Genomic DNA, 22713 nt, shown 5'->3' with positions numbered 1-22713 from the left:
CGTCCCCGCCGCCGCTACGGCTATTTGTTCAGGCTGGTGGACGGCCCCTGGGACGCCGGGGGAGTGATCGGGTTGCTGGCCACCGACTGGGCGGAGAGCGGGTTGTTGAAGGCCGAGGGGGCGGCCACCGCGGCCGACGGGTCGGCGGCCTCCTCGTCCTCCGCCGGGACCGGCTGGTTGCCGACGATGCGGATGCCCGCCGCGTCCAGGGCCTTCTTGATGCGCCAGCGGAGTTCGCGTGCGACGGCGAAGGATTTGCCCGGCATCGTCTTGGCGGAGACGGTGATCGTCATGGTCTCCAGGGAGACCTCGCTGAGGCCGAGCACCTCGACCGGCTCCCACAGGCGCTCGTTCCACGGCTCGGACTTGGCCATGTCCTCGCCCGCCCGGGTGATGACCTCGCGGACCTGGTCCAGGTCCTCGCTCGCGCGGAGCTGGACGTCGACACTGGCCGTGGCCCAGCCCTGGCTGAGGTTCCCGATGCGCTTGACCTCGCCGTTGCGTACGTACCAGATCTCGCCCTCGGCGCCGCGCAGCTTCGTGACCCGCAGGCCCACCTCGATGACCTCGCCGGAGGCGACGCCCGCGTCGATGGTGTCGCCGACGCCGTACTGGTCCTCAAGGATCATGAAGACGCCGGAGAGGAAGTCCGTGACCAGGTTGCGGGCGCCGAAGCCGATCGCGACGCCCGCGACGCCGGCGCTGGCCAGCAGGGGCGCGAGATTGATGTTGAGGACGGAGAGCACCGTCAGGGCCGCTGTGCCGAGAATCACGAAGGACGCGACGCTGCGGAGGACCGAACCGATGGCCTCGGAGCGCTGCCGGCGGCGCTCGGCGTTCACCAGCAGACCGCCGAGCGCGCTGTTGCGCGCGGCCACCGTGGAGCGGTTCATGCGCGCGACGAACTTCGTGATCGCGCGGCGCACCAGCCACCGCAGGACCACCGCGATCGCGACGATGAGGATGATGCGCAGACCGGCGCTGAGCCAGCTCTGCCAGTTCGCCTGCACCCAGCCGGCGGCGTCGGTGGCCTTCTCCGTGGCCTCGGATATGGAGGACGGATCCGGCGCCGCGGCGGCGACCGGAGAAGCGGACCAGTACACAGCAAGGACCTTCCGTGTGGGACAGCAGACCCGGGCGGCACGCGCCGCACATCGGGCAGACCAACCACACTAACGGGGCAACGCGGGCAGTCCGCACCCTCGTTCGGGTAGCCCCGGCCGAAATGCTGGGCAGTAAAGAAGTGTGGTCGAAAACACCTCCGACCCGTTACCTGGTCATGGTGGCGCTCCGACCAGGCACCGGGGGACACTGTGGGGAGATCGTCCCGGCGCGAGCCACGCGCCGCCGGCGTACAAGGAGGCACCCGTGCCGCATGTCCTGGTCCTCAACGCGTCGTACGAGCCGCTCGGCGTCGTACCGCTCCGCCGCGCGCTCATCCTCGTCCTCAATGAGAAGGCCGTAAGCCTCGAGGATTCCGGCGCCCTGATGCACAGTGCGACCCGCGCGATGCCCGCGCCCAGTGTGGTCCGTCTCAAGCGTTTCGTCCGGGTGCCCTTTCGGGGCCCCGTTCCGCTGACCCGCCGTGCGCTCTTCGCGCGCGACGGCGGCCGGTGCATGTACTGCGGTGGCGTCGCAACCAGCGTCGACCACGTGATCCCGCGCAGCCGTGGCGGGCAGCACACCTGGGAAAACGTGGTCGCGGCGTGTCGCCGGTGCAACCATGTGAAGGCCGACCGGCACGTCGCCGAGATCGGCTGGCGGCTGCGGCATCAGCCCGCGCCGCCGGCGGGCCTCGCCTGGCGGATCATCGGCACGGGGCATAGGGATCCGCGCTGGCTGCCATATCTGCAGCCGTACGGCGCGGAGGACGCGATGGCCCGGATCGACGCGGTTTCCGCGTAGCGGTCCGGGCCGATTTGCGACTACCCGCCGTAGCGGGCTCGGCTGTCGGTCGACTGCCCCACCGCACTGGTTGCTCGCGCAGTTCCCCGCGCCCCCTCAGGGGCGCGGGGAACTGCGCGACCAGCCACGACGTGGCGGCACCGGGCCACCGGGAGCCGGCCCTACGGCGAGACCGCGTACGCCTCCACGCCCCACAGGGAGTACCCGTACCGGGTCGCCCGCTTCTCGCCCTGGATGCGGACGAACTTCGTGTGCGGGGCGTCCATGCGGACGGACTCGCGGCCCCCGCGGCCATCGCGGACCGTCGCCGCCGTGCGCCACGTACGCCCGTCACGGGACACCTGCACGCGGTAGCGCGACGCATACGCGTCCTGCCAGTGCAGCACCACCCGCCCGAGCCGGATCGGCCGGTCCAGCGCGAACTGGAGCCAGGCGCCGTCCTCCGCCGGAGACGACCAGCGGGTCTTGGGGTCGCCGTCCGTGGCCGCCGAGGCCGGGAAGTCGGCGGTCTCGTCGCCCGAAGAGACCGCCGCCGCGCCGCGGGCCAGATCCTTGCCGCCGGTGGGCGGGAAGGTGCGGACGGTCAGGGTCTGCCGCTCGTCACCGAAGGTGACCGGGACCCTGTACGTGGCGGATCCGGCCGTCTTCGGGACGGTGAGCCGGACGCGGGCGATCGCGGTGCCGCCGCGCGGCGCGGTGAGGCGGTCCGGGGCGTGCACGGCGAAGCCCTTGGGGGCCTTGACGCGGAGCCGTCCGTGGACGTCGGCGGGGCGGCGGGAGAAGAGGCGTACGTCGACGTCGACCGTGCCGCCCGGCTCGGCGTCCGCCTCCTTGCGGGAGAGCTCCAGGCCGGCCGGTGCCGTGTCGTCGAACCAGGGGGTGAGGGACGTCACCGAGGGCGCCGGGTCGTCGTGGCCCCAGCGGAGCCGGATCGCGTCGGCGCGCAGGCCGTGGGCCGCGGTCTGGGTCCAGCCGGAGGGGGACAGGTGCCCGATGCGGCGCCAGCCCCCGCCGGGGACGCGGGCCTCGACGCTCGCGCGGCCCGCGTGCGCGGCCGGGTCGGTGAGCGCGGTGACCGCGGCGAGCGTGCGGGGGCGCGCGAAGGGCACGGTCAGTGACGTCGCGTGGGCGGCCTCGTGCGGCGCCGGGGCGTCGGAGGCGGCGCCCGTCCAGGCGTCGGACTCGCGCAGCGCCAGGTCCAGGAAGGGGCCGAGCACGCCCTTGCCGACCGTCGCCGACCGTTTGCCGATGTCCGCGCGGAGGTCCTCCGCCGCGCGCTGGGCGCGCCACGCCGCCGCGCCGTCGCCGCGGGCCTGGGCGCGCAGCATGTCGACCGCCTGCACGCCGGCCCGCCCGTACCGCGCGAGCTGTGCGGACCATGGGCGTACCTCGGTGGCGAGGCCGCCGGTCAGCCGGTCCGGCGTCTCGCTCATCGTGGTGAACGCGGCGCGGAGGGCGGCCGCCGCGTTGGCGTACTCCTTGTCATGATCCGGGTCGCCGCTGTCGAGCGCGGCGGCGCGGGTCGTCCAGAAGCGGTTGATGAGGGGGCGGAGGTAGCCCGATTCGCCGGTGTGCAGGACGGAGGAGGCGTCGTTGCCGGCGAGGGCGTGCAGCGCGGCGCGGGTGCGGGCCAGCCGGTCACGGTCCGCGTCCGTGACGGCGGCGCCGCCCGCCTGGTCCGCCGCGAGGTCGTCGAGGGCCGCCTCCCAGGACTCCTGGGGGCGGTAGTCGCGCGGGTTCCAGGCGTAGTCGGCGGCGGTGAAGAGCGGGATGCGGGAGGCCGTGGGCTGTTCCATGGCGTTGGCCAGGAGGGCGGCGGAGCCGGTGGCGACGGCGGGCTCGCGCCCGGTGTACGGGCCGAGGAAGATCCGGTCCTGGGCGTAGTCGTTGACCGGGTAGTTGTCCATCGTGATCAGGCGGTGCCCGAACACCTCGCGGGCCTTGGCCAGTTCGCCGCCGGTGATGGTGCGCGGGACGACGCCGACGCCGGTCCAGGCCACGTCCACCCGGTCCGGGAGCGCGGCCGCCAGCGCGTCGCGGTACTTCGTCGAGCCGTCCTGGTAGTACTCGGTCGGCATGACGGACAGCGGCGCGGAGCCGGGGTGGCGCTCCGCGAGGTGGGCCGCGAGCGCGCCGGCGACCTTGGCCTGGGCGCGGGCGGCCGCCTCCGGGCCCGTACCGAAGGCGTCCCGGTCGGCGTCGCAGTGCCACTCGCTGTAGCTGACGTCCTGGAACTGGAGCTGGAAGCTGCGCACGCCCAGTGCCCACATCGCGTCGGCCTTGCGCTTGAGCGCCCGCAGGTCCTCCTCGGAGGACATGCACAGGGACTGGCCGGGGGAGAGGGCCCAGCCCAGCTCGACGTGGTTGGCGCGGGCCCGCTCGGCCAGCTCGCGGAAGCGGGCGCGCTGCGCGGCCGGGTAGGGCTCGCGCCAGCGGGCCTGGCGGTAGGGGTCGTCGCCGGCCGCGTAGAGGAAGCGGTTCTGCTTCGTACGGCCCATGAAGTCGAGCTGGGCGAGGCGCTCGGCCTGGGACCAGGGGGCGCCGAAGAACCCCTCGGTGGTGCCGCGGACCGCGGTGCCCGGCCAGTCGCGTACGGCGACGGAGGCCACCCGGTGCGCGCCGTCCTCGCCCCGCGTGACGAGCTGCCGCAGGGTCTGCACGGCGTGGAAGAGGCCGTCGGGTCCCGCGCCCTCCATGGCGACCGTGGCGCGGCCCGCGACCTGGCCGGTGGCGAGGCGGTAGCCACCGGAGGGCAGGTCCGTGCCGCGGGCCGGGGCGTGCAGGGCGCGCAGCGCGTCGGCCGCCTGCCGCCCGCCGACGCGGATCAGCGGCCCGTCGGACGGCAGCGGCGCACCGGGCTCGGCCTCGTGGACCGTGCGCACCCCGGCGCCGCGCAGCAGTTTCAGCAGCGCGTCCATGGCGTACGGGTCGCTGTCCTCGGCGGCGACGACGGTGACGGAGGTGCCCAGCGGCACGGCGGTACCGAGGGACCGCAGCGACTGCGGGCGCGGCCAGACGGCGGGCGCTTCGCCCGCGTCGGCGGCCTGGTCGGGGGCGCCGACGGCCGGTTCGTCGGGGGCCGCCTGGGCGGCCGGTACGCCGCCGAAGAGTCCCCCTATGACGGCGGCGGCCAGTGCCGTCGTGCCTGCCACCCTGGCGCCGGACCCGGCGCCGTTCCGTTTCCTGGCGCCGGCGCCACGGAATCGCACGGCCTCTCCTCGTCCCCGTCGGTCTGCGGCCTCACTGGCCCGGCCTGCTCCGTGTGGTCGGTCGGCGGAGCGGCAGCCATTGGCTGTGAGCCCACCACTCGGGGGTCGAGGTGTCAACGACGGTTACCGAAGTGCCCCCTTTGCCCTATGCGGCGGCCGGGACGCGCGGGGGGTGCCGGTCCGCGCGAAATGCCGCAGGAGTTTCGCTATGATGTCCGATTAGTCGGTATCTCCTGCGTGAGTGACCGGCTCGCACCGTGAAATCGTTCGTCAGAGCGAGGGTGTGAGGTGGCGCACGTTTAGCGACCGGATACGTCTGCGACGGCATGGATTGGGTAAGGCCCTCGTGTCCTACTCTCGACGAACGGGAGGCCCTCGTGGCTCCGTCCGCTCAGCTTCTTCTCGACGCCCTCTCCAAACCGACCGAGCCGGATCTGCTGGCAGGGGTCTCCGACCCGGACTGCGGCTTGGACGGATGCGGCTCGTTCATGTTCTCCGAGCCACCCCTGACCAGCGAGCCCCCGCTCGCCGAGACCACCCCGCTGACCAGCGAGACCCCCATCGCCGCCGGGCTGCCGCTCACCAGTGAGCCCGCCGCCGCCGGCTACGGCACGGAGCCCATGGAGGTCTGATGGGCCGAGCGCGGCTCGCCCGGCTGCACGGCGTCACCACGTCCTACGAGCCCGCGCCGGGCCGCACCGTCCATGTACCCGAGGACACGGTCGTAGCCGTCCTCGCCGCACTGGGGGTCGACGCCTCCACGCCGCAGGCCGTCCGCGCCGCACTGGACGCGTACGAATACGGCCCGGCCCGTGCCCTCCTCCCGCCCACCCTCGTCACCCGCGAGGGCCGCCCGCCGGACCTGGCGGGGCTGCCCGGCGGCACCACGCTGTGCGTCGACACCGAGGACGGGCGGACGCTGGACTGGGGCCTGGTGCCCGGCGGGCGCGCGGCACCGCTGCCGCCCGGCGTGCACCTGCTGCGCGCCTACTCCCCCGAGGGTCGCGCCGCGCACTCCCACCTCGTCGTCGCGCCCGACCGGATGCCCCCGGCGTCCGGCCGCGGCCACGGCTTCATGGTCCAGCTCTACTCCCTGCTCTCCCGGCGCTCCTGGGGCATGGGCGACCTCGGCGACCTGGCCCGGCTGGCCGACTGGTCCGGGCGGACGCTCGGCACGGACTTCGTCCAGCTCAACCCGCTGCACGCGGCCGTACCGGGACCGCCGACCGACCCCTCCCCGTACCGCCCCTCCTCGCGCCGCTTCCCCGACCCCGTGCACCTGCGGATCGAGGACGTGCCCGAATTCGGGCAGCTGTCCGACGCGGCCCGGCAGCGGGCCGATGAGCTGTCCGGGAAGGCCGCCGCGCTGCGGGACGCCGTCCTGAAGAACGGCGCGCTGATCGACCGGGACGCGGTCTGGGAGCTGAAGAAGGAAGCCCTGGAGCTGCTGCGGACCGTGCCGCTGAGCACGGCCCGGCAGGCCGCGTACGACGCCTTCCGCGCCGTCCAGGGCCGGGACCTGGAGGACCACGCCACCTGGTACGCGCTGGCCGAGGCGCACGGCCCGGACTGGCGCGGCTGGCCCGACGGGCTGCGCGACCCGCGCTCGGCCCGTACGGAGCGGACGCGGCGCGCCCTGGCCGACCGCGTCGACTTCCACCGCCGGGCCGCCTGGCTCACCGACGAGCAGCTCGGCGCCGCGCAGCGCACCGCGCGCGACGCGGGCATGCGCGTCGGGCTGGTCCACGACCTGGCCGTCGGCGTGCATCCGTCGGGCGCCGACACCTGGGCCCGGCAGGACGCCTTCGCGGCCGGCATGTCCGTCGGCGCGCCGCCGGACGCCTTCAACTCGCGCGGCCAGGACTGGGGGCTGCCGCCCTGGCGCCCCGACACGCTCGCGCAGACCGGGTACGCGCCCTTCCGCGCGCTGCTGCGCGGCCTGCTGCGGCACGCGGGCGCGCTCCGCATCGATCACGTGATGGGCCTGTTCCGGCTGTGGTGGATCCCGGAGGGCCGGCCGCCCACGGAGGGCTGTTACGTCCGGTACGACGCCGAGGCGATGCTCTCCGTACTGGCGCTGGAGGCGGGGCGGGCCGGCACCACGGTCATCGGCGAGGATCTGGGGACGGTGGAGAACGGGGTGCGCGAGGCGCTGGAGGGGCGCGGCGTGCTCGGGACGTCCGTCCTGTGGTTCGAGCGCGACTGGACCGCCGAGGAGCAGCCGCCGCTGCCGCCGGGGGACTGGCGCGCGGACTGCCTGGCGACCGTCACCACGCACGACCTGCCCAGTACGGCAGGGCGGCTGACCGGCGAGCACGCGGCGCTGCGGCACCGCATCGGCCTGCTGGACGGCTCCCTGGAGGAGGAGCGGGCCGCCGAAGCGGCCGAGGTCGCCACCTGGCTGGAGTGGCTGGTCGCGCTGGGGCTGCTGCCGGCGGGCGCGGCCACCGGGGACGCCGCGGCCGACGAGGAGGCCGCGGTCGCGGCGCTGCACCGCTTCCTGCTGCGGACCCCGGCACGGATGGTCGGCGTGTGGCTGCCGGACGCGGTGGGCGACCGGCGGCCGCAGAACCTCCCCGGCACCTCGGACGAGTATCCGAACTGGCGGCTGCCGGTCGCGGCGCCGGACGGGCGGCCGATGACGCTGGAGGAGATCGCGGAGTCGCCGCGGCTGCGGGCGCTGATGCGCGAGTTCGGCCGGGCGGACCGCGCCCCGGCGGCGGACGCGGAGGCCAGGCCCTAGGGCGCGGAGGCCGGGCCCTGGGCCGCCGAGGCCGGGCCCTGGACACACGCCCTTGGGCCCTTTTGGGCACCCCGGACGCGCGGGCCGTTCAGGCGTCCGATACGTTGAAGAGCGTGAGCAACAAGGTCAAGAACCACGCCCTGCGCGCCGGAACGATCACCGCCGGTACCGCGCTGCTGCTGCTGATGTCGTCCCCTGCTTTCGCGCTCACCCGCGACGATGGTGACGACCCGGGTCCGGGCCTGAGCGTGATCCAGACGCTCGGCCTCTACGTGGCGACGCCGATCGTCCTCTTCCTGATCATCGCCGGCCTGGTCATGGTGGGCGACAAGTCCCGCAAGGCGAAGAAGAGCTGACACCCGGCCTTCGGGCCACCCCAGACGCTGCAAGGCGCCGAATGGTTTGTACGAACCGTTCGGCGCCTTTTGTCGTGCTGAATGCGTCCATTTTCCGCCGATTCACCCGGTTGCCCTGGCGGGCCGTCTTGACGGGGAACTAACCTACGATGCCGTAACCTACGGTTCCGTAAGGCATTCTCCACGTCCCCAGGAGACCCCCGTGACCATCGCCCCCGCCCACCATGACGGAGAGCGCGGCCAGACCGCCTGGAGCGACGCTCAACTCCTCTACGCGCTCGAAGAAGTCGTCGAGAAGGAGCTCAACCGCCACCTGGACATCGCCAAGGAGTGGATGCCGCACGAGTACGTGCCCTGGAGCGACGGGCGCAACTTCGACGGCGTGATGGGCGGCGAGCCCTGGGCGCCCGAGCAGTCCAAGGTCACCGACATAGGCCGCACCGCCCTGGTCGTGAACCTCCTCACCGAGGACAACCTGCCCAGCTACCACCACGAGATCGCGACCCTCTTCGGACGGGACGGCGCGTGGGGCACCTGGGTGCACCGCTGGACGGCTGAGGAAGGCCGGCACGGCATCGTGATGCGGGACTACCTGCTCACCAGCCGGGCCGTCGACCCGGTCCAGCTGGAACGTTTCCGGATGGCGCACATGTCGGAGGGGTTCGAAGCCGACAACAGCCACAGCATGCTGCACTCCGTGGCGTACGTGGCCTTCCAGGAGCTCGCGACCCGCATCTCGCACCGGAACACCGGGCGGCACTCCGGCGACCCGGTCTGCGACCGGATGCTCGCCCGGATCGCCACGGACGAGAACCTCCACATGCTCTTCTACCGCAACCTCCTCGGTGCGGCCTTCGAGCTGGCGCCCGACCAGACCATGTGCGCGGTGCGCGACGTGGTGGTCAACTTCCGGATGCCCGGACACGGGATGCCCGGCTTCGAGCGGGCCGCGGCCCGGATGGCGATCGGCGGGATCTACAACCTGCGGATCCACCACGACGACGTGATCCAGCCGGTGCTGCGCTTCCTGAAGGTCCTGGAGATCGGCGGCCTCGGCCCGGAGGGCCTGAAGGCGCAGGAGGAGCTGGGGCTCTTCATGGGCGGCCTGGACGACCAGGCGCGCAAGTTCGACGAGCGGCTGGCGGCCCGTGAGGCCCGCAAGGCGGCCCGCGTCGGCTGACCGGCTGACTCCCTTTCTGACTCTTCAGGTCAGCTGAAAGGAATCGTCAAAAACATTCGATGGACCTGAGGAGTTCCGCGCTGTCACGGTAGGTGCCATCCGCACCGACGAGAGGAAGCCGTGACAGCTCTGGAATCAGTACGGGAAGAACGCGCAGGCGGCGTACGGCCCGGGAGCGCACCCCGGGCCGTACGCCGCGCCGCCCTCACCGGCCTCGCGCTCGCGCTGACCGCCACCGTCTTCTGGTCCGGCAGCTTCGTCGCGACCCGGGCGCTGCACACCAGCGTGCCGCCCGTGCAGGCCGTCTTCTGGCGGTGGGTGATCGCGCTGCTCGCCGTGGCACCGATGACGCTCCCGCAGGTCTGGCGGCAACGCGCGATCGTCCGCCGCCACTTCCGCTTCCTGCTGCTGGCCTCGCTGCTCGGGGTGTCGCTCTACAACACCCTGGTCCACCAGGCGGGGCTGACCACCACGGCCGGCACCATGGGCATGATCATGGCGGCGTCGCCGACGCTGATGGCGCTGTTCGGGCGCTTCGGGCGCGGCGGCGAGCGGATCGGTCCCCGGCGCGCCGCCGGCATGCTGGTCGCGACCGCCGGCGTCCTCACGCTGATCGGCAAGGGCGACCCGACGGCCCTGTTCCGGCTGGACCTGGCCTCCGGCGGGCTGTGGATGCTGGCCGCCATGGCGTGCTTCTCCGGGTACAGCGCGCTGGTGCGCCACAAGCCCGCGGAGCTCACCGGGCCGGTCTTCCTCTGCGTGACCTTCATCATCGGCACGCTGCTGCTGGCGCCCGCGTACGCCGTCAGCCTGACCGTGCAGGGCGGCTTCACGCCCGGCGTCGACACGGTCGGCCCGCTGCTGTACGTCGGGATCTTCTCCTCCGCGGTGGCGTTCTTCACCTGGAACAAGGCCATCGCCCTGATCGGCGCGGCCCGCGCGGGTGCCGTCTACTACCTCCAGCCGGTCTGCGTCGCCCTGCTCTCCCTCGCCCTGCTCGACGAACACACGGGCCCGGTCCAGGTCCTGTGCATGGTGCTGATCCTGGGCGGCGTGGTGCTCGCCGCCGGTGTACCGCGAAGAGCCGGCCGGTGACCGCATACGCTGCCCGCATGGCCGACTGGGACATCAAGAAGCTGCGCATCCTGCGCACGCTCGGCGAGCTGGGCACGGTGACCGCGACCGCCGAGGCGCTGCACATGACGCCCTCGGCGGTCTCGCAGCAGCTGACCGGGCTCGCCAAGCAGCTCGGGGTGACCCTGCTCCAGGCGCACGGCCGCCGGGTACGCCTCACCGACGCGGCCCACCTCGTCCTCCGGCACGCCGACGCGGTCTTCGCGCAGCTGGAGCGGGCGGACGCGGAGCTGCTCGGGTACCTGCAGGGCGAGGCCGGCGAGGTGCAGGTCGGCGCGTTCTCCACGGCGATCCCGGCGCTGGTGGTGCCGGCCGTCGAGCAGCTGCGGCGCACCCACCCTGGCCTGGTCGTCCGGGTACGGGAGGCCGAGGCGGCCGAGGCGTACGAGCTGCTCTCCGAGGGCAGCGTGGACCTCGCGCTCTCCCTCGCGGCGCACGCGCCCACCCCGCGCGACCCCAAGTTCGCCCGGCTGTCGCTGCTCGCCGACCCGCTGGACGTGGCGCTGCCGGCCGGCCACCCGCTGGCCGCCGAGCCGGGGCTGCGGCTGGCCGATCTCGCGGGCGAGCCGTGGATCTTCGGACGCAGCGGGCCCTGGTCCCAGATCACCACCACGGCCTGCGAGAACGCCGGTTTCGTACCGGAGCAGGCGCACGCGGCGGCCGACTGGGCGGCGATCCTGGCGATGGTCGCCGCGGGCATGGGCGTGGCGCTCGTCCCGCGGATGGCGATGCGGCCGGAGCGCGGCGGCGCCGGGGTGGCGGTCCGGGTGCTCCACGCCGACCAGCCGCGCCGCCATGTCATCGCGGCGGCGCGCCGGGGAGCGGAGGACGCGCCGGGCATGTCCCGCGTCCTGGGCGCGCTGCGGCAGGTCGCCGCGGAGCTCACCGACGCGTGAGCGTCATCCGGCCCCGGCCCCGTCCCTGATCACCCCAGTTCGAGGAGGACTCCGCCGGTCGTACCTTTCAGTTCTCCTTCACGGCCACTCCAGAAACTTTCGATAGACCTGCCCGAACGCCTCTGCGAAGGTCGGTGGTGAGCGCTTCCCGGGCGCTCCGCGCTCCCACCACCGGACGACGAAGGGCAGAGATGACCACCACCCCGGCCGCCTCCTCCACTGATCCGCACGCCAACGACGCCGCTCCGTACGGCGGTGGCGACCCCTACGCCGACTACCGCGGCGGGGACTACGCCTTCACCTCGCTCGTCGACCTCGCCGACCGCCGCTTCGGCGCCGGCGTGATCGCCGCGAACGACGAGTTCTTCGCCGAGCGGGAGAACCTGCTGAAGCGCGAGCGCGCCGTGTTCGACCCGGAGCACTTCGGGCACAAGGGCAAGATCATGGACGGCTGGGAGACCCGGCGCCGCCGCGGCGCCGACGGTGACCACCCCTTCCCGACCGACGACGAGCACGACTGGGCGCTGATCCGCCTCGCCGTCCCCGGCGTGATCCGCGGCGTCATCGTCGACACCGCCCACTTCCGCGGCAACTACCCGCAGCAGGTCACCGTCGAGGCCACCGCCGTACCGGGCAGCCCGAGCCCGGAGGAGCTGCTCGCCGACGACGTGAAGTGGGAGGAGATCGTCCCCCGCACGCCGGTACGCGGCCACGCCGCCAACGGCTTCGAGGTCACCGCCGAGCGCCGCTTCACCCACCTCCGCCTCAAGCAGCACCCCGACGGCGGCATAGCCCGCCTGCGCGTGCACGGCGAGGTCGTGGCCGACCCCGCGTGGCTGGACGTACTGGGCACCATCGACCTGGCCTCCGTACTGAACGGCGGCGCGGTCGAGGACGCCTCGGACCGCTTCTACTCCTCGCCCACCCAGATCATCCAGCCCGACCTGTCCCGCAAGATGGACGACGGCTGGGAGAACCGCCGCCGCCGCGTCAAGGGCACCAACGACTGGGTCCGCTTCCGCCTCGCCGCGCAGGGCGAGATCCGCGCGATCGAGATCGACACGGCGTACCTCAAGGGCAACTCCGCGGGCTGGGCGGCGCTGTACGGCTGCGATGCGGCCACCGCCGACCCGGCCGACGACTCCTCGTGGTTCGAGATCCTCCCGAAGACGAAGCTGCAGCCCGACACGCCCCACCGCTTCGCGCTGCCGAGCGCTGTGACCGCCACGCACGTCCGGCTGGATGTCTTCCCCGATGGCGGCCTGGCCCGCATGCGGGTGCACGGTGGCCTCACGGAGGCGGGTCGCGCCGCGTTGGGCCGCCGCTTCGACGAGCTGAGCTGAGCTCCGCTCCCTACAACTCGTCCGGCGGACGGCAGCGATAGGCGCGCCGACGCCGGGCGGTGCCACTGCCCCTCCGCGTCCGGCTCTCCCGCCGCGTGGGTTGCTCGCGCAGTTCCCCGCGCCCCTTAAGGGGCGCGGGGAACTGCGCGTTCAGCGCCGCCGTCAGGCGGCAGCCGCATCTGCCGATTGGGCCTTCAGCGCACGCTCCACGCCCGCCCGGGACTCCGTCACCAGGCGGCGCAGCGCCGCGCTCGGCTCGGCCGAGGCCAGCCAGGTGTCCGTCGCGTCCAGCGTCTCCTGCGAGACCTGCAGCGAGGGGTAGAGCCCGACGGCGATCTGCTGCGCCATCTCGTGGCTGCGCGCCTCCCACACGTCCTTGAGCGCGTCGAAGTACCGCGCCGTGTACGGCGCGAGCAGCTCGCGCTGGTCGGTCTGCACGAAGCCGCCGATGACGGCCTCCTGCACGGCGTTCGGGAGCTTGTCCGACTCCACGACCGACGCCCACGCCTCGGCCTTGGCCTCCGCCGTCGGGCGGGCCGCGCGGGCGGTCGCGGCGTACCGCTCGCCCGCCGAGGTCCGGTCCCGCTCCAGCTCCGCCGCGATGGCCTTCTCGTCGGCACGGCCGGTGGCGGCCAGCCGCTGCAGCAGCGCCCAGCGCAGCTCGGTGTCGACGGCGAGGCCGGTGATCTCCTCGGTGCCGTCGAGGAGGTTCTGCAGCAGGTCCAGCTGCGCGGTCGTACGGGCCGTCGCGGCGAACGCGCGGGCCCACGCCAGCTGGTGGTCGCTGCCGGACTCGGCGGCACGCAGCTGCTTGAGGCAGGCGTCGGTCCACTTCGCGAGGCCGGTCTCGCGCCACTCCGGCGCCGCGTACAGCTCCAGCGCCAGCTTCACCTGGCGGTGCAGCGACTGCACCACGCCGATGTCGGACTCCTTGCCGATGCCGGAGAGCACCAGCTCCAGGTAGTCGCGGGTGGCCAGCTCGCCGTCCCGGGTCATGTCCCAGGCCGAGGCCCAGCACAGCGCGCGCGGCAGCGACTCGGAGAAGTCGCCGAGGTGCGCGGTGACCGTCTTCAGGGACTCCTCGTCGAGGCGGACCTTGGCATACGACAGGTCGTCCTCGTTGAGCAGGATGACCGCAGGGCGCGGGGTGTTCGCGGGGAACGGCACCTCGGTGCGCTCGCCGTCCACGTCCAGCTCGATGCGGTCGGAGCGGACGAGCTTGCCGTCCTTGAGGTCGTAGCAGCCGACCGCGATGCGGTGCGGGCGCAGCACCGGCTCGCCGGTCGCGCCCTCGGGGAGCGCGGGGGCCTCCTGGCGGATGACGAGGGAGGTGACGTTGCCCGCCGCGTCCGTCTCGACCTCCGGGCGGAGGATGTTGATGCCGGCCGTCTGCAGCCACTTCTTCGACCAGGTCTTCAGGTCCCGGCCGGAGGTCTCCTCCAGCGCGCCGAGCAGGTCGGAGAGCCGGGTGTTCCCGTACGCGTGCGCCTTGAAGTACTGCTGCACGCCCCGGAAGAATTCATCCATACCGACATAGGCCACGAGCTGCTTCAGCACGCTCGCGCCCTTGGCGTACGTAATGCCGTCGAAATTGACGAGCACGTCGTCAAGGTCACGGATTTCGGCCATGATCGGGTGCGTGCTGGGCAGCTGGTCCTGGCGGTAGGCCCAGGTCTTCATGGAATTCGCGAACGTGGTCCAGGAATGCGGCCACTTGCTGCCCGGCGCGTACGCCTGGCAGGCGATCGAGGTGTACGTCGCGAACGACTCGTTCAGCCACAGGTCGTTCCACCATTCCATGGTGACCAGGTCGCCGAACCACATGTGCGCGAGCTCGTGGAGAATGGTCTCCGCGCGCACCTCGTACGCCGCGTCCGTCACCTTCGAGCGGAAGACGTACTGGTCGCGAATGGTGACCGCGCCGGCGTTCTCCATCGCGCCCGCGTTGAACTCCGGCACGAAGAGCTGGTCGTACTTCGCGAAGGGGTACGCGTAGTCGAACTTCTCCTGGAACCAGTCGAATCCCTGCCGGGTGACCGCGAAAATCTCCTCGGCGTCCAGGAATTCGGCGAGCGAGGGCCGGCAGTAAATGCCCAGCGGCACGCTTCGCCCGTCCTTCTCGTAACTGCTGTGCACGGCGTGGTACGGGCCCACGATCAGCGCGGTGATGTAGCTGGAGATCCGCGGTGTCGGCTCGAAGGACCACACATTGTCGGTGGGCTCCGGCGTCGGGGAATTGGACACCACGGTCCAGCCCTCGGGCGCCTTCACCGTGAACTGGAACGTGCCCTTGAGGTCCGGCTGCTCGAACGACGCGAATACCCGCCGCGCGTCCGGCACCTCGAACTGCGTGTACAGATAAGCCTGCTGGTCCACCGGGTCGACGAAGCGGTGCAGCCCCTCACCCGTATTGGTGTAGGCGCAATCCGCCACGACCTTCAGCTCATTGCGCCCGGACCGCAGTCCCGTCAGCGCGATCCGCGAGTCCTTGAACACGGCGGCGGCGTCCAGCGGCGCGCCGTTGAGCACCACCTCGTGCACGGCCGGCGCCACCAGATCGATGAACGAATCCGCCCCGTCCTCGGCCACGTCGAAACGCACCGTGGTCACGGACCGGAAAACGCCCCCTTCCTGCGCGCCGCTCAGATCCAGATCGATCTCGTACGCGTCGACGGTCAGCAGGCGCGCCCGCTCCTGCGCCTCTTCGCGGGTCAGATTCGTGCCAGGCACGCGGTCATCTCCTTCGCATCGGACGTTCCGCCCATCCTTCCACGCGGCCACCACTCCACGGGGTGACAGGGGGTGGGAGACAAGGAGGCGTCGCGGCGCGGCCTCGGAGCGAGCCGGGCCCCGGGCAGCGTCGCGTCCGTTTTCCGCCGGAGTTCTGGGCGCGGGGCGGCGAGGGTGGAGGTATGACCACTTACCTCGCGCGGCCCATCGGGGCCGTCGCTCTCAAGGAACTGCGTACCGCCGATGACGCCGGGCAGGCGATGCGGCCGTTCACCGCGTCCGAGGACGGGGTGCCGGTGGAGTGCGTCGGGAGCCCGTTGCGATGCTGCCTGCGGGGCGTGCGGGCCGGGGAGCGGGTCGCGCTCGTGTCGTACGCGCCGCTGCGGCGGTGGGCCGCCGCGACGGGCGCCGAGCCCGGCGCGTACGACGAGCAGGGGCCGGTCTTCATTCACGCCGAGGAGTGCGCCGGACCGGACCGCGACGCCGTGGGCCATCCGTTCGCGCGGCCCGGCGCGCTGCGGGTCCTGCGGCGGTACACCGCGGCCGGGCACATCGCCGGGGGAGCGCTGCTGGAGCTGCCCCAGGACGCCGACGCGGCCGTCGACCGGGCGCTGACGGAGGCGTTCGCCGACCCGGAGACCGCGCTGGTGCACGTACGGGCCGTGGAGTACGGCTGCTTCCACTTCGAGGTGCGCCGGCCGTAGCCGGGTGCGCAGGCCCTGACCGGCGGGCCCTGAACGGCGCGGGGCCCGTACGGACGTGATCCGTACGGGCCCCGCGGGCGTCGTCGTGAAGGCGTCAGCCCTTGAGCTCGGCGGCGACCAGCTCCGCGATCTGGACGGCGTTGAGCGCCGCGCCCTTGCGGAGGTTGTCGTTGGAGAGGAAGAGCGCCAGGCCGTGCTCGACTGTCTCGTCCTTGCGGATGCGGCCGACGTAGGACGGGTCCTGGCCGGCGGCCTCCAGCGGGGTGGGCACGTCGGAGAGGGCCACGCCGGGCGCCCCCGCCAGCAGCTCGGTCGCCCGCTCGGGGCTGATCGGGCGCTCGAAGCGGGCGTTGACCTGGAGGGAGTGGCCGGAGAAGACCGGGACGCGCACGCAGGTGCCGGAGACCTTCAGCTCGGGGATCTCCAGGATCTTGCGGCTCTCGTTGCGGAGCTTCTGCTCCTCGTCGGTCTCGTTGAGGCCGTCGTCCACGATCGAGCCCGCCATCGGCAGCACGTTGAAGGCGATGGGGCGGACGTACTTGTCCGGCTCGGGGAACTCCACCGCGGCGCCGTCGTGCGTGAGCTTCGTCGCGTCCTGTTCGATGGCCTTGCGGGCCTGCTGGTCCAGCTCGGCCACGCCGGCCAGGCCGGAGCCGGAGACCGCCTGGTACGTCGCGACGACCAGCGCGGTCAGCCCCGCCTCGTCGTGCAGCGGGCGCAGCACGGGCATGGCGGCCATCGTCGTGCAGTTCGGGTTGGCGATGATGCCCTTGGGGCGGTCCGCGACCGCGTGCGGGTTCACCTCGGAGACCACGAGGGGCACCTCGGGGTCGCGGCGGAAGGCGGAGGAGTTGTCGATCACGATCGGGCCGGCCGCGGCGACCTTGGGCGCCAGCTCCTTGGCGGTCGCGCCGCCCGCGGAGAAGAGGACGATGTCCAGGCCCGAGTAGTCGGCCGTCGCCGCGTCCTCGACCGTGATCTCGGTGTCCTGCCACGGGATCGTCCGTCCGGCGGACCGTGCCGAGGCGAACAGCCGCAGCTGCTCCACGGGGAAGTTCCGCTCGGCGAGGATCCCTCGCATCACACCGCCGACCTGGCCGGTGGCTCCGACGATTCCGATCCTCATGGCACTCCTTCTAGGGAACTGGCGACGATTTCCGACTGGAAACCCTGCTCAGAAGTCCCTCCATCATGCGTGTGACACCCGTCGCCTTGTCCAATCCGTTTCAGGAAGTGGAGCGGGGCAAGAAGTGTGCCTCAGGGGCAAACGAGTTCTGAGCAGCGCGTGCTCTCCCATAATCTCGCAGTCAAAGATCAGTGCGAAGACAGGCGAAGGTCACAACGAGGTGCCGGCGCGAAAGACGCACGTACCGGTACTGCACGGGGCGTAGCCCGCCCCCGGAAAGGCTCCCGTGACCGCCCCTGCCCCCGTCGTCGACGCCCCGGAGGCCGAAGCGCCCGCGCCCGGCCGCGCCGCGCGCGCCCTGCGCTCCGCCGCCCCGCCACGCCCCCGCCCCCTCGTCCTGCTGGCCGCGACCGCCGCGATCGGCCTCGCGCTGCTGCTGCTGGCCGGGACCGGGGTGCTCATCCGGCACCCGGTGCTCATTCCGCCGCTCGCGGCCAGTGCCGCGCTGATCGCCGGCGCCCCGGCGCTGCCGCTCGCGCAGCCGCGCAACGTCATCGGCGGCCACCTGCTCGGGGCCACCGCCGGCTTCGCCGTGGTGGCCGTCGCGGGGCCCGGCGTCTGGAGCGCGGCCGCGGCCGGCGCGCTGGCGTTCGGGGCGACGTCCCTGGCCCGCGCGCCGCACTCGCCCGGCGTCGCCACGTCCGTGATCGTCGGCTTCGAGGGGCCCGACCCGCTGGCGTTCCTGCCCCTGCTGGTGGCGGCCACCGTGCTCCTCACCCTGGTCGGCCTGTGCCTGCACCGCCTGACCGGCCGCCGCTATCCGATGTACTGGTGGTGACGCGCCGCCCCGAGTACAGACCGCGTGTGCCCGAGTACAGGACGCGTGTGTCCGTGCGCTTGCCGCTACCCCATGACGTGAACGTCACATGAAGCGCGGGCGCCGGATCTCCGAGCGTCCGGTGGCGGGCGGGCCACGCCGGACGCCCGGGTGATCCCTGTGCGGAGATCGGCGACGCACGTTGTGGTCATGTTCACGCACAGTCCACCCCCGGTGCGAAACATCCCCGGTGAGGGGGCGGCCGGCCCGCCCCGACACCACCGCGTCCGCACTCGGGGAGTCCGCGCATGTCCCGCACACGGTCCGCCGCCGCCACCCTCGACCGCCGTACCTTCCTCGCCGCCACCGGAGTGGCCGGCGCCGCCGCCGGTGCCGGGCTGACCCTCGGGTTGAGCGGCGGGCAGGCCACCGCCGTGCCCACCCGGCCCACCGGGCCCGCGCCCTTCGCGCCGCAGCCGGTCGCCGCGCCCGCCGTGCCGCCCGTGCCGTTCCGCCGCGGCACCACCCTCGACTCCGTCGCCACCCCGCGCGGCACCACCGGCTACCGCCGCCTCGGCGACGGCCCGGCCTGGTCCCGCGTCGTCCGTACCGAGCTGGCCGCCGCCCGCTCGGGCCGGGACGAGCGGCGCACCACGCTCGCGTCCTTCGCCCAGTTCACCGATCTGCACTTGGTCGACGTGCAGAGCCCGCTGCGGTACGAGTACCTCCGCGCGCAGACCGCGAGCGCCTGGCGCCCGCAGGAGGCGCTGTCGGTGGCCGGCATGGTCTCGCTCATCGAGCGGGTCAACGCGCTCAAGGGCGGCCCGGCCACCGGCTCCCCGCTCGGCTTCGTCATGACCACCGGCGACAACACCGACAACAACTCCAAGATCGAACTGGAGTGGTTCCTCGGCGCGATGAGCGGCGGCCGCATCGTCCCGAACACCGGCGACCCGCGGCACTACGAAGGCGTGCAGGACAGCGGCCTGAAGCTGTACTGGCAGCCGGGCAGCGACCTGCGGGACGCCGACAAGCAGCTGGGCTTCCCGCGGCTGCCCGGCTTCCTGGACGCCGCGCTGCGCACCGTGCACAGTCCCGGGCTGGACATCCCCTGGTACACCACCGTCGGCAACCACGACCAGCTGCCCGGCGGCTGCTACGCGCCCGGCGACTCGTACTGGACGGAGGTCGCGACCGGCGGCCGGAAGCTGGAGACGCTGCCGGCGGACCAGGCGAAGCGGGTCTGGACGGCCGTGAAGAAGGGCCTGGACCCCACGGGCGCCGACTTCAAGGCGCTGATGCAGGCGAACCGCCGGCACACCCGGCAGGTGACGCCGGACCCGCGCCGTGCGCCGTTCACCCGCGCCGAGTACGTACGCGCCCACCTCGACCCCGCCCACACCGGCGCGGGCCCGCACGGCCACGGCTTCACCGACGCCAACCTCCACGACGACCGGCTGTACTACACCTTCCCGGTGTCCGACGACGTGATCGGCATCAGCCTGGACACCACCGACCCCGGCGGCCACTACACCGGCTCCGTCGGCACCGCCCAGCTGCGCTGGCTGGAGCGGCAGTTGAAGGAGCACAAGGACTCCTACGTCCTGGTCTTCAGCCACCACACCAGCAAGACCATGGACAACACCCGCCCGGACCCGGCCCGGCCCGACGAGGGCCGCCACGGGGGCGAGGAGCTGGTAAGGCTGCTGTCCGGCCACCGCAACGTTCTGGCCTGGATCAACGGCCACAGCCACAAGAACGACATCACCCCGCACGACGGCTTCTGGGAGGTCTCCACCGCCTCCCACATCGACTTCCCGCAGCTCGCGCGCGTGATCGAGGTGGTGGACAACCATGACGGGACGCTGTCGCTCTTCACCACGCTCGTGGAGTCCGCGGCGCCGCACCGCACCGACTTCCACGACCTCTCGCAGACCGGCCTGTCCGCCCTCTACCGGGAGCTTTCCTTCAACGCGCCGCAGGCCCGCACCGACCTGGCGGGGCAGCCGGGCGACCGCAACACCGAACTGCTGGTGAAGCGTGGCTGATTGACGCTCAACCCCGGCCGGCCCCTCAACTCCGGGCCGGGGTGCGCGGTCCCCTCCCCCGACCGCAGTCAGCAGCAGGCGCCGCGCGCGCCGCAGCGAGGGGGAACGACGATGAGAACACGGACCGCACTGGCCGGGGCCCTGGCCGCAGCCATCACGGGTACGGCACTGCTCACCGCGCCCGCGGCCACCGCCGCCGGACCGGGCCACGACGGCCACGCGCGTACCAGGGCCGCCATGGAAGCCCAGGTCGCCAAGGGCGTCCCGGGCATGATCGGCCAGGTCGCCGAGGGGCGCCGGGTCTGGAAGGCCACCGCCGGCGTCGGCAACCTCGACACCGGCGAGCCGCGCGGCGCCGCCGACGCCTTCCGCGTCGGCAGCATCACCAAGACCTTCGTGGCCACCGTCCTGCTCCAGCTGGAGGCGGAGGGCCGGCTCGACCTGGACGACCCGGTCGAGGAGTGGCTGCCGGGCGTCGTTCACGGGCACGGCCACGACGGCAGCCGCATCACGCTGCGGCAGCTGCTCAACCACACCAGCGGCGTCCGCGAGATCTTCGAGGAGAAGGAGTTCCGCGACAAGGTGACCGGGCCCGGCTTCCTGAAGCACCGCTACGACACCTGGACGCCCCGGCAGCTCGTCCGCCTCGCCATGAAGGGAAAGCCCACCTTCGAGCCGGGCACGTCCTGGAGCTACTCCAACACCAACTACGTACTGGCCGGCATGGTCGTCGAGAAGGCGACCGGAAAGCCGTACGGCACCGAGGTCCAGCGGCGCATCCTCGAACCACTCGGCCTGCGCCACACCGTCGTGCCCGGCACCGATTCGCGGATGCCCGGGCCGCACGGCATCGCGTACTCCAAGCTGCTGGTGGAGAAGCCGGGGCCGAAGATCTACGACGCCACCGAGCTGAACCCCTCGCTCGGGGGTTCCGCCGGCGAGATGATCTCCACGGCCGGGGACCTCAACCGCTTCTACGCGGCGGTGCTGCGCGGAAAGCTTTTCCCGCAGCGGCAGTTGAAGGAGATGCTGACCACCGTCCCGGTCGGCGCGCAGGCGCCCGGCATCCGGTACGGGCTGGGCCTGATGACCCAGAAGCTGTCCTGCGGGGTCCGGCTCTACGGCCACGGCGGCGGCATCCACGGCTCGACCTCGGAGGCCGTCAGCACCCGCGACGGCCGGCACGCCGCGGCGTTCAACTCCAACGCGGACTGGACCGGCGACGGCGAGCAGGTGGTCGAGGCGGAGTTCTGCGGCGGCAAGTGAGCCGGGGAACGTACTCCTGAAACGCGCGCGGGGGCGGGTCCGGCACCGGACCCGCCCCTCCGCTGCTCCACGAGCGGGCGCTACTTCGGCAGCACCGCCACGTACGCGCTCGGCTCCCGGTCCGCCGCCGCCATCAGGGCGGTCCGCACCACCACCGCCTGCTGCTCGGGGGCCTCGCGCAGCTTCTTCGGCGTCACCTGCACGACCGTGATGCCGAGGCGCTCCAGCCGCTCACGGGTGCGGGTGTGCTCCGGCCACAGCGTCTGGTCGGCGTACTTCGGGGACCGCGCGTCGATCGTCAGCGCCACCGCCTGCACCGGCCAGAACGCGTCCACGCCGCCGAGGTACGGGCCGCCCGGCAGCCGCAGGTCCACGTTCCACACCGGGTCCGGCAGCCGGTACTCGCGCACCAGCGCGTACAGCAGGCCCTCGGCGAGCGCCCGGCCCTCCGCCAGCAGGCCGTCCACCGCGTCCATCACCTGCGGCCTGCCCAGCAGCCGCGCCCGGCTCAGCTCCCGCACCACGGCCGTCGGGTCGCAGTGCCCGCCGCGCACCGCCTCGGACAGCAGCCGGCGGATCGCCGTCGGCCCGCCGACCGCCTCCAGCGCGGTCATCTCCGCTTCCCCCATTCCGGCCCTGGTGGTCTGCGGGCCGGTCAGCCGGGCCACCGCGTCGGCCAGCGCTCTGGGGACCGGGGCCACCGGCAGGCCGGTGACCGCCACCGCGGGCGGCGGCGTCTGGGCCCGTACGACCTGCGCGAAGCCCGCCGAGCGCAGCCGCCGCGAGCGCGGCACGAGCACCTCGATGCGGTCCAGGGAGAGCAGCGGGGGAGCCGAGGAGAAGCGGTGCAGGGCGAGCGCCGCCAGCCCGGTGATCATCGCCTCGGGTTCGTGGCGGTCGGCGCCGCCGCCCTGGGCCGGCACGGCCGGTTCGCCGTCCGGGTTCGTGGCGGCCGCCGGCGTGCGCCGGGCCGCGTACAGCAGGACGGCGTGCAGCCGCTCCTCGCTGGTGGGCGGGCCGGGGTGGAGCAGGTGGACGCCCGGCAGGATCTGCTGCCAGGGGCCGCCGGGCCGGCAGCGCTCGGCGAGGTCGGACGGCGCGATGCCGTGCTCGCGCAACTGCCGGGACGTGAGGACACGGTGGCGTACATCGGCGAGGTGGTGGAGCGGGCGGGGCGAGAGCGGGGTGTTGTGGTTCATGCCCCCGCCATTCCCGCGCCCGCGCCGCCCCCTAACCGCTGTTACCGATCCGTCGAC

General features: G+C 73.0%; 17 protein-coding genes. 12 read left to right on the top strand and 5 right to left on the bottom strand.

Going from position 1 to position 22713, the window contains the following annotated elements; all coding sequences use genetic code 11:
- Positions 1-20: 20 nt before the first annotated feature.
- Positions 21-1103 (bottom strand): mechanosensitive ion channel family protein, encoded by a 1083-nt coding sequence (locus ACZ4MH_RS06375; protein ID WP_351601289.1) that lies wholly within the window; start codon positions 1101-1103, stop codon positions 21-23.
- 265 nt (positions 1104-1368) lie between these two features.
- On the opposite strand from ACZ4MH_RS06375, the gene ACZ4MH_RS06370 reads away from it, so the two are divergent.
- Positions 1369-1905, top strand: a complete 537-nt coding sequence (locus ACZ4MH_RS06370; RefSeq protein WP_351601292.1) for an HNH endonuclease — start codon at positions 1369-1371, stop codon at positions 1903-1905.
- Positions 1906-2066: 161 nt separating this feature from the next.
- On the opposite strand, the gene ACZ4MH_RS06365 is transcribed toward ACZ4MH_RS06370, so the two are convergent.
- A complete protein-coding gene (locus ACZ4MH_RS06365) occupies positions 2067-5057 on the bottom strand; it encodes a beta-N-acetylglucosaminidase domain-containing protein (protein ID WP_467754404.1) in 2991 nt (996 codons plus the stop codon).
- A gap of 434 nt (positions 5058-5491) precedes the next feature.
- Between ACZ4MH_RS06365 and ACZ4MH_RS06360 the strand changes: the two genes are divergently transcribed.
- The 7 genes from ACZ4MH_RS06360 (at position 5492) to alc (ending at position 12766) form a co-directional block, all read left to right on the top strand.
- Complete coding sequence (locus tag ACZ4MH_RS06360; RefSeq protein ID WP_351600299.1) at positions 5492-5746, top strand: hypothetical protein; 255 nt, start codon at positions 5492-5494, stop codon at positions 5744-5746.
- Complete coding sequence (gene malQ, locus ACZ4MH_RS06355) at positions 5746-7857, top strand: 4-alpha-glucanotransferase (protein WP_351600297.1); 2112 nt, start codon at positions 5746-5748, stop codon at positions 7855-7857. The genes ACZ4MH_RS06360 and malQ overlap by 1 nt, the downstream gene beginning before the upstream one ends.
- 113 nt (positions 7858-7970) lie before the next feature.
- Complete coding sequence (locus ACZ4MH_RS06350; RefSeq protein ID WP_351600295.1) at positions 7971-8213, top strand: hypothetical protein; 243 nt, start codon at positions 7971-7973, stop codon at positions 8211-8213.
- A 202-nt stretch (positions 8214-8415) separates the two neighbouring features.
- Positions 8416-9393: an acyl-ACP desaturase gene (locus ACZ4MH_RS06345; protein ID WP_351600293.1), complete on the top strand. Its 978-nt coding sequence runs from the start codon at positions 8416-8418 to the stop codon at positions 9391-9393.
- A gap of 120 nt (positions 9394-9513) precedes the next feature.
- Positions 9514-10488 carry a DMT family transporter gene (locus ACZ4MH_RS06340; RefSeq protein ID WP_467754260.1) on the top strand — a complete coding sequence of 325 codons (975 nt, stop codon included), beginning with the start codon at positions 9514-9516 and terminating at the stop codon, positions 10486-10488.
- A gap of 17 nt (positions 10489-10505) precedes the next feature.
- The gene (locus tag ACZ4MH_RS06335) at positions 10506-11423 is read left to right on the top strand and encodes a LysR family transcriptional regulator (protein ID WP_351600291.1); all 918 of its coding nucleotides are present in this window, start codon (positions 10506-10508) and stop codon (positions 11421-11423) included.
- A gap of 191 nt (positions 11424-11614) precedes the next feature.
- Positions 11615-12766, top strand: coding sequence for an allantoicase (gene alc, locus ACZ4MH_RS06330; RefSeq protein ID WP_351600289.1), 1152 nt, complete (start codon positions 11615-11617; stop codon positions 12764-12766).
- Positions 12767-12928: 162 nt separating this feature from the next.
- Here the strand turns inward: alc and pepN are convergent, their stop codons facing one another.
- Positions 12929-15496: an aminopeptidase N gene (gene pepN / locus ACZ4MH_RS06325; protein ID WP_351600287.1), complete on the bottom strand. Its 2568-nt coding sequence runs from the start codon at positions 15494-15496 to the stop codon at positions 12929-12931.
- 182 nt (positions 15497-15678) lie between these two features.
- Here pepN and ACZ4MH_RS06320 point away from each other — a divergent pair, with 182 nt between their 5' ends.
- A complete protein-coding gene (locus tag ACZ4MH_RS06320; RefSeq protein ID WP_351600285.1) occupies positions 15679-16200 on the top strand; it encodes a DUF1203 domain-containing protein in 522 nt (173 codons plus the stop codon).
- A 94-nt stretch (positions 16201-16294) separates the two neighbouring features.
- On the opposite strand, the gene ACZ4MH_RS06315 is transcribed toward ACZ4MH_RS06320, so the two are convergent.
- A complete protein-coding gene (locus ACZ4MH_RS06315) occupies positions 16295-17326 on the bottom strand; it encodes an aspartate-semialdehyde dehydrogenase (protein WP_351600283.1) in 1032 nt (343 codons plus the stop codon).
- 286 nt (positions 17327-17612) lie between these two features.
- On the opposite strand from ACZ4MH_RS06315, the gene ACZ4MH_RS06310 reads away from it, so the two are divergent.
- From ACZ4MH_RS06310 to ACZ4MH_RS06300, 3 genes are all read left to right on the top strand, one after another.
- Positions 17613-18164 carry an HPP family protein gene (locus ACZ4MH_RS06310; RefSeq protein ID WP_467754256.1) on the top strand — a complete coding sequence of 184 codons (552 nt, stop codon included), beginning with the start codon at positions 17613-17615 and terminating at the stop codon, positions 18162-18164.
- A gap of 287 nt (positions 18165-18451) precedes the next feature.
- The gene (locus ACZ4MH_RS06305) at positions 18452-20191 is read left to right on the top strand and encodes a TIGR03767 family metallophosphoesterase (RefSeq protein WP_351591128.1); all 1740 of its coding nucleotides are present in this window, start codon (positions 18452-18454) and stop codon (positions 20189-20191) included.
- A 111-nt stretch (positions 20192-20302) separates the two neighbouring features.
- Positions 20303-21457 carry a serine hydrolase domain-containing protein gene (locus ACZ4MH_RS06300; RefSeq protein ID WP_351591131.1) on the top strand — a complete coding sequence of 385 codons (1155 nt, stop codon included), beginning with the start codon at positions 20303-20305 and terminating at the stop codon, positions 21455-21457.
- 80 nt (positions 21458-21537) lie between these two features.
- Here the strand turns inward: ACZ4MH_RS06300 and ACZ4MH_RS06295 are convergent, their stop codons facing one another.
- On the bottom strand, positions 21538-22656 hold the full coding sequence (locus ACZ4MH_RS06295) for a hypothetical protein (RefSeq protein ID WP_351591134.1): 1119 nt from the start codon (positions 22654-22656) through the stop codon (positions 21538-21540).
- Positions 22657-22713 lie beyond the last annotated feature (57 nt).

The organism is Streptomyces sp. NPDC026301, assembly GCF_055567935.1.
The sequence above is the reverse complement of the archived record's forward strand: the minus strand, read 5'-3'. Positions and strand labels throughout refer to the sequence as shown.